We start from the raw sequence: 12,881 nt of genomic DNA, 5'->3' as shown, positions 1-12,881 counted from the left end.
GCGTTGTTCTTTTCGCATCTTAACACGGTACTGTATACTGAAAAATATACAAATCGAGAAAAAATCAAAGGACAGTTTGCCATCGAAGGAAGGGGATCCACGAGTGTATATCATACCGCACCAAAATGACGGACAAACTGGGAAGGCCGGGCGTTCCTACCGGTACGTCGAAATTTATGAGTCGTTCAAACGGGATATCATCGCCGGTTCGCTTCAAGAAGAGCAACGTTTGCCTTCGATCCGCAAGCTGGCGGAGTTCCTCGGCATCAGCACTACGCCCGTCGAGCTGGCCTACCAGCAGTTGATCGCCGAAGGGTTTATCGAGAGTCGGCCGAAACGGGGATACTTCGTTGTCAAACTGCCGGAGCCCTATAAGGCACTTGAGCTGGGACACGAGAAGCCGGAAGGCCGGGACCGGGTGTCGTCGAAGTCCGCTGCAGCTGCTGCTATGCCTCAAACGAAGCCTGCACCAAACGAGAAGAAGGCGGGATTCCCACGATACGATTTTCACCTGTCTAAGAACGATTTCAGCTTGTTTCCTTTTGCCCTATGGAAAAGACTACATAACCAGCTCTTACGCCCGGAATATGCAGACCTGCTGTTCTACGGAGACGCTCAGGGGGACCCGGGATTACGACGTGCCATCGCCGGATATTTAGGCTGGTTCCGCGGGGTGAAAGCCTCACCGGACCAGATCGTTATTGGGGCGGAACAACATCTGCTGCTTCTGCTGCTAGGGCAAATGCTGAAGGGGGAGATCGATTCCATTGCCGTCGAGGAGCCCGGATACCGGATCGTTCCCGCTACGCTGGCCGCCCTGGACTTCACGGTCCATCCGATCCGCCTTGACGAGCACGGGCTGCGCCCCGATTTGTTGCGGGCCAGTGGAGCCCGGATCGCCAGCGTGTCTCCGTCCCACCAGTTTCCGACTGGTCTCGTCATGCCATTATCCCGCCGACTGGAGCTGCTGGAATGGGCTAAGGCGGTGGACGGCTACCTGATCGAAGACGATTACGGAGGCGAGTTCCGCTATCAAGGCAAACCGGTGCCGGCGTTGCAAGGACTGGTCCCCAACGACCGCGTCATCTATCTCGGCGGCTTCTCCCAGGTGTTAGCCCCGGATATCTGCATCCATTATCTCGTGTTGCCCGAGCATCTGGTGCCCCGGTTCCGCGCCTTGCGGCGGCATATTCTGTTTGAAGCGTCTGCGTCGGGGATACATCAGCGAACGCTGGAGCGGTTTATTCAGGAAGGACACTTCGAACGGCATATCCGGCGAATGAGGAACCTATACCGCAAAAAAAATCGGCAGCTCGTCGCCTCCCTCACATCACATTTCGGGAAACAAGCTGCCGTTACCGGTGATAGCGCCGGGATGCATGTGATTCTAAACGTCAAATCCCGCCTGCCGGAAGCACAGCTGCTGCAGCTGGCTGGACAAGCCGGCGTACGGATCGCCTCTGCCGCCTTCTATTGGGAGGCACCGCCGGAAACGGAGCTCAAATCGTTTATGCTCGGATTCGGCGGCATCCCGTTCGATCGGATCGATGAAGGCGTGGCTCGACTCCAGGAGGCCTGGTCGACCTGGCTTCAGGAACTTCCGCATACAGATCATTGATCGACCCGGATGTTGTAATCCTTCTTCAAATATTGGTGGATTCGGCGGAAATCCGCCGCGGTCAGCTCGCTTAACCGCTTGTGCCCCTTCTTCCATTCCCGCGCGAGCAGGATGCCCATGGTTTCCGCGGCCAAAGCAGTGGTGGGGATGATACGGGCGCTGCCGTAGGCTTTGATTTCCGCACCAATATTTTTACCAGCTACCAGGACGTTGTCGTAGTTCTTCAGCTCAAAGGAACGCAGAGGAATCCCGTAGCGGTCCGGCTTGCCGAAACCAATCCCCTTCTTCAACGCGCGAGTTGCCTGTAAATCGACGGGATATCCTCCAAGCGTCACGTTATCCCAGAACATCCGGCTCGACATCACGTCTTTATAGGTCAGCACGTATTCCGTTTCATAACGGTTATAGTCGCGAATGTACAAATAATCGGGATATCCATTGAGCTGCGCTTTGCTGAACCCGGGAATATGTTCACGTAAAAATTTGGCGATATACGGGGCTTCGGCCTTGCCCTTAGCCACGGCAGAGCGGACCGATTTCGGATCGGCCGGATCGACATCGTAAATCAGCAAGCCATTAACGATCACTTCACCGTCTTTCTGATAGGTGGCATTTAATCCTCTCAGTAGTAGCTGGGAGTCCCGCGGCTTGTACTGGTAGGTTATGTTGCTGAAGCCAGTGGCGAAATCCCAATCAACATATGTATTGGGGCCGTATTTCTTGACGACATTCGTCAGCGGATAATCCTCTAGCACCGCTTGATGCAGCTTGCTCCAGTTAACTCCCTTGAACCGAAGCATATAGGTAGCGGCCATATAATCCGGCTTCTTGCCGTTGTACAAGCTTTCCATCCCCGGGATTCGTTTGTTCCCAAGATGGACGGTGAGTGCGTTAAAGTCGGTATTTTCCACAAAGTATCCCGCCTGTACTTGATACAATTTGCCGTCTTTGGCCAGGTAGGTGATTGATTTCAGCGTCTTCCCTTGCTTTGATTTGCCGGTTCCATTAATCTCCACGCTGTCAATGACGATACCGCTTCGCATCGGAATCCCTCGGATCATCTTACGGTAATAGTTTTCAAAAGCAGACAATTTACGAATTGTCCCGGCATTGTAGCCGTCGTACAAGGATTTCATTTCGCCTTGCACCAAGCTGCGCTTACGATTGTCGTTGGGTTCGTCCAGCACCAGCATCTGTCCTTGGATCAGCTCCCCGCCCGGCTTCTCGCGAGGATCGAGGATCAGTACGCTTAGCCCGGCATCATGCGCCCGCTTTGCCAAGAGCACACCTTCAATTTCACTGCCAATCATAACAATGTCATAACGTTGACAACCCGGACCGCAGGATACGGGGGATGCGGTTGAAGCGGACGCTGCGATCACCGGAGTTGAAGCGCCCACCGTTTCGAGCAGCAGCAGTATGCACAGGAGTGCCAATGCACAACGTTTTGTTAAAGTTTGTTGGTTATTGGGATAAATATGCATAAATTCAGGATCGCTCCTCTATATGGGATGTAATGACATGTTATCTCCCGAAGAGGTGTCGTATCCAGTAAATTTTTGTTATATTATGGTGTTATCTGTTATTTTATGCCATGTAACAAACGAGATAAGCTCTGCAGCTTGGAGGGATCAAGGGGAGCCAGTCCGTTCCCGTTGATTCGAACCGCAGAGCCGCAGTGTACTTCGCTCACGCCTGTGTCGGCAATGACTTGGGAGACCGTCTCCAGGGTTAAGCCGTGTCCAGCTAAAATGCGCAACGAGCTGCCGCGTGCCATCTCCACCAGCTCCCGAATCTCGGAAACCGCCTGCGGCGCCGGGCGCGGTCCGCCCGAGGTCAGCACCCGGTTCACCTGCGGGTACTGCATGAGTGTGCGCAACCCGGACGGCAGATCGGCCAACTCGTCAAACGCCCGGTGAAACGTAACGTTCAGCCCCCCCGACAACTTTAAGATCCGCTCCAGCGCCCCCTCATCAATTTGCCGATCGGCGGTCAGCGCGCCAAAGACGATCCCCGCCGCCCCCGTTTCGGCGATCGCTCGCACTTCGGCTTCCATCGTCAATAAATCGGCTTCCCCATATACAAAAGATCGGCTATGCGGGCGCACCATCACATGAACGGGAATAGACACCGCCTTCACCACTTGTTGAACCATGCCAATCCCAGGGGTGAGTCCCCCTTCCGTCATCGCTGTAATCAGCTCCAGCCAGTCCGCTCCATTTGCCTCCGCCACGACGGCGTCCTCTACACAGGTTGCGATAACCTCTAGCAGCATCAGATAACCTCCTTCACCTCGAGGATAACAATTGTACCCCTATGTTAGCGGGTCTCGGTCAAAATAACAAACCATTCGCCGAGCCCGCGGATTAAGCGGCTTGTTCGCCGAGGCGCTGGACCTGGATGAACGTTTCGTACGACTCCCTCTGTCGAGAGAGGTGCTCCAGAGCGGGCCGCATGCGGTAGCGAGCTTGCTGGAGGGCGTGATCCGAAGACATCTCTAGTGGAGGATGTGCGAGGCGGCCACCCGCTTGTCGCAAGCGTGTTGCACCGCCTTGACACGAAACACATTCACGAAATGCAAAAGTACAGTTCATTTGCACCAAAACCGATCATATTTGAGGCTTCAAATGTAAAAATGCAGTTCATGAGCCGGCAATCGGCTGGATTCTACTCTAATCATTCCTTTTCAACTGTACTTTTGCAGTTAATCACCCAAAAATTCGCAACCTGCTTGATTTTAGATGTACTTTTACAGTTAACTGGTTCTCCGATAGGTACAGCAAGCCGCCTCCAGCAACCCAAAAAGGACTTGGAGCTATTCTCCAAGTCCTTTCCCTTTGCCATTATCCCGCTCGCTCAGCTTAGTTCAGCTTAGTTTAGCTCAGCCCAGCTCTGTTCAGCTCTGCTCTTCACAGTCCCACTCAGCCTAATTCTGCTCAACTCAGTTCAGCTCAGCTCGGCTGCTTCAGCTGCTTGCTGCGCAGCTGTCCGCAGGCCGCATCGATGTCGGCCCCGTGCTCGAGCCGGACGCTGACGCTGAGGCCGCGTTTTTTGAGCGCATCGTAGAAGGCCAACACGGATTTCTGTTCACTCCGCTGATACTGGCTGTGCTCATCCACCGGATTATACGGAATCAGGTTGACGTTCACAAACCGGTCTCCCAGCAGATCCGCCAATTCCTGCGCATGTTCCGTCCCGTCATTCACGCCCTTGAGCAAAATATACTCAATCGTAAGCCGCCGGTTCGTCCGCTCCAGGTAATAGTCGATCGCCGCCATCAGCTTCTCAATCGGAATCGCCTTATTGATCTTCATGATCCGCGTGCGCAGCTCATTGTTTGGGGCATGCAACGACACAGCCAAATTCACTTGCAGATCGGAATCGGCAAACTCGATGATTTTGTCCGCCAGCCCGCTGGTCGACACGGTAATGTGGCGCGGACCAATCGCAAGTCCTTTGGGGTCTTGGATGACCCGCAGGAAATCAGCCATATTGTCGTAATTATCAAAAGGTTCCCCGATCCCCATCACCACGATGTGGGAGACGCGTTCACCTTTGCCCTGCCGGTCCAAATGCATCTGCACCTTCATGACCTGCTCTACGATTTCTCCGCTCGTCAGATCCCGGCTCTTCTTCAACAGCCCGCTGGCGCAGAAGCTGCAGCCGATATTACATCCAACCTGGGTTGTCACGCAAACCGACAGACCAAATTTATGGCGCATGAGCACCGTCTCGATCAGGTTGCCGTCCTGCAAGCGGAATAGGAACTTGATCGTCCCATCGATCGACTCTTGGCGGACATGCTCCTCCAAGGTTTCGATAACAAACTGTTCCTTCAGCAGGGCGAGGCATTCGGGATGAACGCCTTCCATTGCATCGAACGCAGTAACCCGTTTGCGGTATAGACCCTCCCATACCATCACGGCCCGGCCTCGTTTATGTCCACGGTCCAGCAGCCAAGCGGCCAGCTGATCCTTCGTCATACCATAAATCGATTGTTTATTCATCCATATCCTCTTTCTAAACGAACTCAAGTCATTTTTTAATTATACCTAATCCGCCATCCCGAATGCCACAGGTAAAAAAACGAATCCCATCGCCTCACCTCAACGCCCATTTACACAGATACCTATCCCCCTTAAACGAACGTTAACATTAACACTCTAAAGTGAAGGTATATTCACTTGGGTTACTCGGATGTCCTAGGGGGGTTATAATCCCAAGCGGTCCGGCCCGCATACTGGACTAAGGTCGGAATGAAATCACGCCGAACGTCCGGTTTGATTCTTCCAACCTTCCTATATACTGGAACTCGGAATAAATCAACGGAATGAACCGTGCATTTTCGATTTCGGTGGAAAGGCGGCAGCTATCATGAAGCAAAACATGCATATCGTCATCCTGACCGCCGGATACGGCAACGGCCATATCCAGGTAGCGCGGACGCTGGAGCAATCCCTGACCCGTTCGGGCGTCCGTTCGGTCAGCGTGATCGACCTGTACCGTGAAGCCCATCCGGGACTCAATTCTATTTCCCGGCATCTCTACTTATACAGCCCGTGGTTCTCAACCTACGGCTTAGATTATTACGGTTGGAGCTATTACGCAACGAAGGATCTCCAGCAGACGAGCGCTATAGCGAAATGGGGAAACCAGCTGGGCATGAAAAAACTCATCGCCCTGCTCCAAAAGCAGCGGCCAGACGCGATCATCAACACCTTCCCCTTCGGCGGCATTACGGAACACTTGCGAAAACACGGCATTCGGGGGCCGGTCTTTACAGTTGTGACCGACTTCAGCCTGCACAACCGCTGGTTGTTCACGCAGCCGGACCGTTATTATGTGGCGACCGCCGATTTGAAGCGGGAGATGATGGAGCGCGGCGTGCCGGCAGAGGCGATTGTGGTCAGCGGCATCCCCGTGCGGGAGCATTTTTATGAGCCGGGGCGATCCTCAAATCCGCTGACGCAGACCCAGGCAAGGCGATCCTTGGAGAGATCCCGCTCCATTCTGGTCATGATGGGGGCGAATATTCCTTTGCCCGACGCCCAGCGGATCACCGCCAAGCTGTTGGCACTGCCGGACGTGCGAGTGGACCTCGTCTGCGGAGGCAACGAGAAGCTGCGGCGTCGCCTGGAACGGCGTTTTGCCGGTCACGAACGGCTCCGCCTATTCGGTTACGTCGAAGCAATCCATGACCGTATGCGGGAAGCCGCTTGCATCGTGACGAAGGCCGGCGGTATCACATTGTCGGAAGCGATCCAGATCCGCACGCCGATCGTGGTCTACAAGCCGTTCTCCGGCCAGGAGCGGGAAAACGCGAGGTACCTGGAGCGCAAAGGCGCAGCCGTAGTGGCCTCCTCGCCGCGAACCTTGGCGGAGCAGGTGCAAAAGCTGCTTGATTCCGAGGTCCGCCGGGCCCGGATGCTCCAGCAATACGACGAACTGGCCGCGGGTTGCGCCACCGAGACGATCGTCCGGGACGTACTGCGCCTGGCGGGCCGACTGCCGGCGTTGGCGGACGGCTAATGATTCAGCGAGCCGCACCTTTGACGATGAAGGCACGAATAAGAAGCAAGGGGTCTTACACATATGAAAAGTACTCGCCGATGGATATCCAGTCATCATCTTACTCCAGCATTTCTGCACTGCGCGGCCATTTTGTTTTTCACAGAAATCGCCCGCAGCGCCTTTCTTATCTCATTCCTGCCCGCCTATGCCAAAGAACGCCAGATTACGCTGGCGGCGGTTGGTTTAGCGATCTCGGTCCATTATTTGGCCGACACGCTGATTAAGGTTCTCGCAGGATACGTGCTGGATCGGTTCCCCGCCCGGGTGATCTTGAATATCTTCCTGCTGCTCGGACTGCTCGGCCTGTTCGTCTCTTACGGAGTTCATGCTCCTTGGGCGATTGTACTTGGGGCGGGCCTGATCGGGATTGGGGTCTCGCCCGTCTGGCTGCTCTGCCTCTCCGAGATCCGGGAGGACCGCCGCGGCTCACAGATGGGATCGATTTATACGATTTGGCTCGTCTCGCTGGGCCTAGGCCCAGTTGGCGTCAATTTTCTGATCGACCGCAGCTATGTGTTATCGTTCTGGCTATTGGCCGGATGCTGGGCCGCGGGGTGGCTGCTGGCCGCCCTGAAACGGATGGATTTCTCATCCCGACGCTTGCTGGAGTCTACGGTCCCATTTAAACAGCAAATACGTGAAATCGGGAGCAAGCTTGCGCAAATGAAGCCGCTTGTGCCCGGCATGATTGTGCAAACGCTTGCCGCCGGTCTGCTGGTGCCCGTCCTGCCGAGCTTTGCCTCCGAGTATTTGGCGCTGGATTATTCGGATTATTCCATCGTGTTGATGGCTGGGGGCTGCATGACCGTCCTGCTGCTCGTTCCGATGGGCCGGCTTGCCGACAAATGGGGTTACAAATGGCTGTTGATCGCCGGTTTTGGCGCCTTGGCCGCCTGCCTTGGATTGCTGATCTACTCCCGGCAGATCTTCAGCACGATGCTGCTCGCCGTCTGTCTTGGTGCGGCGTATGCCGCTGTACTCCCGGCATGGAACGCCATCCTGTCCCACTACGTTCCTGCCGAACAAAAAGCGACCGGCTGGGGCGTCCTCTCCGGCATCGAAGGGATTGGTGTCATCCTCGGCCCCATTCTGGGCGGCTGGATGGCAGAAAGCTTCGACGTCACGGTGACGGTTGGGATCAGCTCACTGTTGTTGTTCGGCATCATGCTGTTTTACTGGATTCGTCCCGTGCGGCAGCATCAACGGGGACAATACCGGCAGCGTAGTTGAGTTGGAGGTTTGGTTTAAATGGTTGGAGTAAGTGGTTTGGGGCGTGTAGAACGTGTTCTTTTTCAGGGATTGGAGGGGTTGGTATGAAACATCGCTATTATCTTCGGCTGCGCGAGTACGATAACCGGCTGTTTCGGTGGTGCAATCATTCGCTGAGTCACCCGTGGCTGGATCGGATTCTGAAAGGACTTACTCATCTGGGGAGTGCTGCGTTTACGATCGCTTTAACCCTTTCTGTGGTCCTCTTCACCACGGGTTCATGGCAACGGGCAGGATGGCACAGCCTGATCGCTCTAACCGTTAGCCATCTGCTTGCGGTAGTGATTAAGAAGCGATTCCAGCGTACGCGCCCATACGAAGCGTTGCAAAACGCAAGGATCTCCATCCACCCGCTCAAGGACTACTCGTTCCCATCCGGGCACACAACGGCCGCTTTTTCGACGTTTATCCCGCTCCTATACGCGGCTCCGGGTCTGGCGCAACTGCTTCTGCCGCTTGCTTTTATCGTTGGCCTGTCGCGAATTTACCTTGGCGTCCATTACCCCTCCGATGTGCTGGCGGGCGGCTTACTTGGAGCCATGACTGCCCTCCTCGTTGTTTTAAGCGCCGGGCTGGTCTAGATGCAGACATCTAAGCACTACACGATTTAAAAAAGAAAGTGAGGACATTCCATGCAAGTGAAAACGATCATGAAGCAATCCGTCCAAACGGTTTGGATGGGCTGGGAGCGGGTATTTGAGCTGTTTAGCCGACTGCGCTCCAAGTACGCCGGAGAGTTCGGCATCTGCAAAATGTTTGTCACCCAATACCGCGGCAAAAGCATGCAATGCGAGGACGGGACGTGGATTCAGGACGGGGATTGGATTGGGGAGCTGCATTTGGATAACCGCCAAATCCTCGCCATGCTGCAATCCAATGAGGCGAACCGGGTCGCCTTGAAGGTCGCCCGGCTTGCAAAAAACGCGATGTCGCAAATCTGCGCCGAAATGCAAAGCAACCCGCAGCTTAGTCAGGTGAAGGCGCTGCAAGGGATTACGTTGCTGGATCGGGGCATCACGCATGGGTTGGGCTTCGAAACGCACCACGTTGAACAGGGGGCCTTCCGGACATTGACGACCACCTATCTGCGGTTGCTGCTCACCGTCTTTCATCCGAGCCATCGCAAACGGATCACCGGCCATGCGGACAAGCTGATTCCGGTGAAGCTGGTGATGAGCCGCGCGTCACTGTTCCGGAAATTTGGGCAATTGGGGATGGAGAAGGTGATGTAAGGCACGGCAGAGAGGTACGGTTATTCAGGCTAATCGATGGATCCGGCAAGTCCGTGCTCCGTTAAATAATCCATCTCCAATTCGGATTCGCCTTCGCTAGGGCCAAGGCCAATGTTCCCCAACCCGCTCCCACCTCAACGATGGGGTTGATGAGGGCCTGCGGAGCCACTCCCGCAAGGGCAGCGGCCCGTTCCAGCTGCTTCATTTCCGTAATGACCGCCTGCCTCACGGGAGCGGAAGTGGGCGTGGGCGAAATGCCGTTTCGCCAGCTCCGGTAGACGATCCCTTAATCACTCTCCAGTTCCCATCACATGACGCATGAATCGTACCGTGCCGCTGAATGTACTCCGCCACCAGCTCCGCCATGTCGGTCTGGATCTCGCGAATCACCGGCTTGCCTCGGTACATCTCGTAATCGCCGCCCCCACTGGCGCGGTAATTGTTCATCACGACGTCAACCACGGTGTCGTCTTGCAGCGGCGCTCCGTTCCGGGTCAGCTTCACGACCCGTTGCCCTACAGGCCGGGTGATGTCAAGCTCGTATTCAATGCCCTCCCACATGTCGTAGTTGTAGTGCTGAGCCTTCGGCTGGATATACACCGGATTTACCGTAATTTCACCATCCGTGTCCAAAACGAAATAATTCGCTGTCTGCTCCAGCGCCTTCCGGATATCCTTCCCTGTTAAGCGGAGGACGGTCAGTGTGTTCGGGTACATGAAGTTCGTCAACACATCTCGCAGCGTGATGCTTCCGGCAAACCCTTTGGATGCCTCGCTCAGCAACGCGGCATTGGACACGTCAACTCCAGCAGCCTCCATCTGCACCCGATTCACGAACTCCATAAACGGATGATCCGCCAAGCGACAGGCGAGCGGGTTTTCGATCGTCATATCGCCCTCCACCCGGCCGATCGGCTGGTCAAGCCAAGCCTGTGTAGCCGATTCCAGCGGCCGTATGAGCTCCAACACCTTGGCATCCGCCTCCACGGCGGCATCGGGAACGAGCAGCTCGGCCGTTTTCTCGCGGATGCTCCAATGACCGTCAGTTCCGCGCTTGAAGCGAACGGTGATTTGGCCCAACGCTTGTCCGCCCGTTCCTGGCTGGATCACCGTGACTCCGCCGACCTCGCCCGTGAGCATGCGATGCTGATGGCCCGTGATCAAGACGTCGATGCCCGGCACCCCCAGGCACATGGCATAGCCTTGGTTTTCACCCGTTAACCGTTCCGTCGGTACGCCGGTCGCCAAATCCCGCTCGAACCCGCCGTGATAGCTGACCACCAGCAAATCCGGCTGCTCTATTTCTCGGATGCGGGGAACCCAGGCTTTCACCGTCTCGAGTGCATCCTGAAACGTCCAACCCGGGATGTGCCGGGGGTGCTCCCAATGCGGGATATAGTGGGTTGTGACACCCAAGATGGCGATTCGCACGCCCTCCTGGGTGGTCTTTATCACGTAGGGCTTACCAAACGCCGATTCTCCCGACCCCTCATCCAATATCCCCGCCGACAACCACGGAAATCGGGCATCCTTTATCGCCTTACCCAGTAGTGCTTGCCCGTAATTAAACTCGTGGTTCCCCGGTACTGCGGCGTCATATTCCAATAGATTCATCACCGCGATGGACGGATGAACCCCGTGGGGGTGATTTTTGACGTGATAGGTGCACAGTGGTGTCCCCTGAATCGCATCTCCGTTATCAATCAGAATCAAGTCGGGTGTATGCGTGCGTTCTCGTCGAATAAGCGTAGCCAACTTGGCCAGCCCCAGCGAACGTTCCGCCGTCGTACGATAATCTGTTGGATAAATAAAGCCGTGGATGTCGCTGGTGACCAGGATTTTGCAGAGAACTTCCTCCTGTCCCGATGAGATCGCCCCGGTTCCACGTTCCACATGTTGCTCCATCACCTTCACCTCGGATTCCTATTCATTCCCCTCCTCATTCTAGCAACGAAGATCGCAAAGTTTGTAAACTCCTGAATGAAAAGGAATTTTACATACTTCCGCTTTTCCTCTGACGGCGTGTTAATAAATCTCTTTTATAGTAGTCTCGAACCTAAAAAAATAAGAATAGTGGAGGTCATACGCTTGAAGAAGATGGGTAAGTTTGTTTTGCCTTTATTTTTGACAATCTCCGTGATCCTGAGCGCTTGTGCAAACAACGCTCCGGCGAACACTAGCGGAAATGCATCGGCCGAATCCGGTCAATCGAATGCTGCGTCTTCCAATGCCGGATCCAACGCATCCACGAATGCGGCTGACACGTCCGCAGATACTGGCTACGTTCCTGAAACGCTGACCGTCCAATTTGTGCCTTCGCAAAACGCTGATACGCTGGAAGCTAAAGCGAAGCCGCTCGAGAAGCTGCTGTCCGATCGTCTGGGCGTTCCGGTTAAAGTCAGCGTGTCGACTGACTACAATACGATCATTGAAGCGATGGCTTCCAAGCAAGTGGATGTCGGCTTCCTGCCTCCCACGGCTTACGTGCTGGCCAAAGAAAAAGGTGCCGCCGAGGTCATTTTGCAAGCACAGCGTTTCGGGGTACAAGATGAGACCGGTGCACCAACGGATGAACTGGTAGATTTCTACAAAGCGATGATTATCGTCAAGAAAGATTCCGACATCCAGTCCGTGGCCGACCTGAAAGGCAAAAAAATCGCCTACCAAAACGTAACGTCTTCCGCCGGTTATGTCTGGCCGGCCGCCAAGCTACAAGAAGCTGGCTTGGATCCGCTGTCCGACGTGGAGCCGATCACGGTGAAAGGCCATGACCAAGGCGTTATCGCGGTCCTGAACGGCGATGTCGATGCTGCGGCGATCTTCCAGGATGCCCGGAACACGGTCGTGAAGGATTATCCAACCGTGTTCGAAGACACTCGCGTGCTGACGTACACGGAGCCGATTCCAAACGATACGATCTCCGTCCGTTCCGACATGAGCGCCGAATGGGCGCAAAAGCTGAAGGATGCCTTTATCGAGATCGGCAAAGATCCGGAAGGGCACCAAATCATCGCGGATATCTACACGCATGAAGGCTATGTCGATTCCAACGACAGCGTGTTCGACATCGTCCGCGAGTATAACGAGAAAGTGAAAACGGAATAGGCAATTGTACGAAATTTGACGAATAGCCCCTGCAAGCCAGTCGGAGCACTGTATGCTCCCGGCTGGCTGTGCGTTTTTCCAGATTA

The 12,881-nt window shown here is 55.0% G+C and carries 11 protein-coding genes; 6 read left to right on the top strand and 5 right to left on the bottom strand.

The annotated features are described in order from the left end of the window. The first annotated feature begins 103 nt into the window (after window positions 1-103). Complete coding sequence (gene pdxR / locus M3G15_RS04325; protein ID WP_260070178.1) at window positions 104-1,618, top strand: MocR-like pyridoxine biosynthesis transcription factor PdxR; 1,515 nt, start codon at window positions 104-106, stop codon at window positions 1,616-1,618. On the opposite strand, the gene M3G15_RS04320 is transcribed toward pdxR, so the two are convergent. The 3 genes from M3G15_RS04320 to rlmN form a co-directional block, all read right to left on the bottom strand. Further along, on the bottom strand, window positions 1,612-3,102 hold the full coding sequence (locus tag M3G15_RS04320; protein WP_260070177.1) for an FAD-dependent oxidoreductase: 1,491 nt from the start codon (window positions 3,100-3,102) through the stop codon (window positions 1,612-1,614). The genes pdxR and M3G15_RS04320 overlap by 7 nt on opposite strands. Window positions 3,103-3,200: 98 nt before the next feature. Then, window positions 3,201-3,893 carry a copper homeostasis protein CutC gene (locus tag M3G15_RS04315; RefSeq protein ID WP_260070176.1) on the bottom strand — a complete coding sequence of 231 codons (693 nt, stop codon included), beginning with the start codon at window positions 3,891-3,893 and terminating at the stop codon, window positions 3,201-3,203. Between the two features lie 676 nt (window positions 3,894-4,569). Beyond that, window positions 4,570-5,625, bottom strand: a complete 1,056-nt coding sequence (gene rlmN, locus M3G15_RS04310; protein ID WP_260070175.1) for a dual-specificity RNA methyltransferase RlmN — start codon at window positions 5,623-5,625, stop codon at window positions 4,570-4,572. A gap of 367 nt (window positions 5,626-5,992) precedes the next feature. Between rlmN and M3G15_RS04305 the strand changes: the two genes are divergently transcribed. The 4 genes from M3G15_RS04305 to M3G15_RS04290 all read left to right on the top strand — a co-directional run bounded on the left by M3G15_RS04305 (window position 5,993) and on the right by M3G15_RS04290 (window position 9,690). Further along, window positions 5,993-7,147 carry an MGDG synthase family glycosyltransferase gene (locus tag M3G15_RS04305; RefSeq protein ID WP_260070174.1) on the top strand — a complete coding sequence of 385 codons (1,155 nt, stop codon included), beginning with the start codon at window positions 5,993-5,995 and terminating at the stop codon, window positions 7,145-7,147. Window positions 7,148-7,210: 63 nt separating this feature from the next. Beyond that, a complete protein-coding gene (locus tag M3G15_RS04300; protein WP_009223558.1) occupies window positions 7,211-8,419 on the top strand; it encodes an MFS transporter in 1,209 nt (402 codons plus the stop codon). An 83-nt stretch (window positions 8,420-8,502) separates the two neighbouring features. After that, on the top strand, window positions 8,503-9,039 hold the full coding sequence (locus M3G15_RS04295) for a phosphatase PAP2 family protein (RefSeq protein WP_009223557.1): 537 nt from the start codon (window positions 8,503-8,505) through the stop codon (window positions 9,037-9,039). A gap of 51 nt (window positions 9,040-9,090) precedes the next feature. Beyond that, entirely contained in the window at window positions 9,091-9,690 is a 600-nt protein-coding gene (locus M3G15_RS04290; RefSeq protein ID WP_260070173.1) for a YkoP family protein, read from the top strand. A 61-nt stretch (window positions 9,691-9,751) separates the two neighbouring features. Here the strand turns inward: M3G15_RS04290 and M3G15_RS04285 are convergent, their stop codons facing one another. Beyond that, entirely contained in the window at window positions 9,752-9,895 is a 144-nt protein-coding gene (locus tag M3G15_RS04285) for a class I SAM-dependent methyltransferase (protein ID WP_157273307.1), read from the bottom strand. 20 nt (window positions 9,896-9,915) lie between these two features. Continuing rightward, on the bottom strand, window positions 9,916-11,595 hold the full coding sequence (locus M3G15_RS04280) for a bifunctional metallophosphatase/5'-nucleotidase (protein ID WP_260070172.1): 1,680 nt from the start codon (window positions 11,593-11,595) through the stop codon (window positions 9,916-9,918). A gap of 183 nt (window positions 11,596-11,778) precedes the next feature. Here M3G15_RS04280 and M3G15_RS04275 point away from each other — a divergent pair, with 183 nt between their 5' ends. Further along, the gene (locus M3G15_RS04275; protein ID WP_009223553.1) at window positions 11,779-12,795 is read left to right on the top strand and encodes a phosphate/phosphite/phosphonate ABC transporter substrate-binding protein; all 1,017 of its coding nucleotides are present in this window, start codon (window positions 11,779-11,781) and stop codon (window positions 12,793-12,795) included. Window positions 12,796-12,881: the final 86 nt, after the last annotated feature.

This window comes from Paenibacillus sp. p3-SID1389 (assembly GCF_025151705.1).
In the GTDB taxonomy this organism is placed as follows: Bacteria; Bacillota; Bacilli; order Paenibacillales; family Paenibacillaceae; genus Fontibacillus; species Fontibacillus phoenicis.
This window is presented reverse-complemented; position numbering and strand designations above follow the sequence as displayed.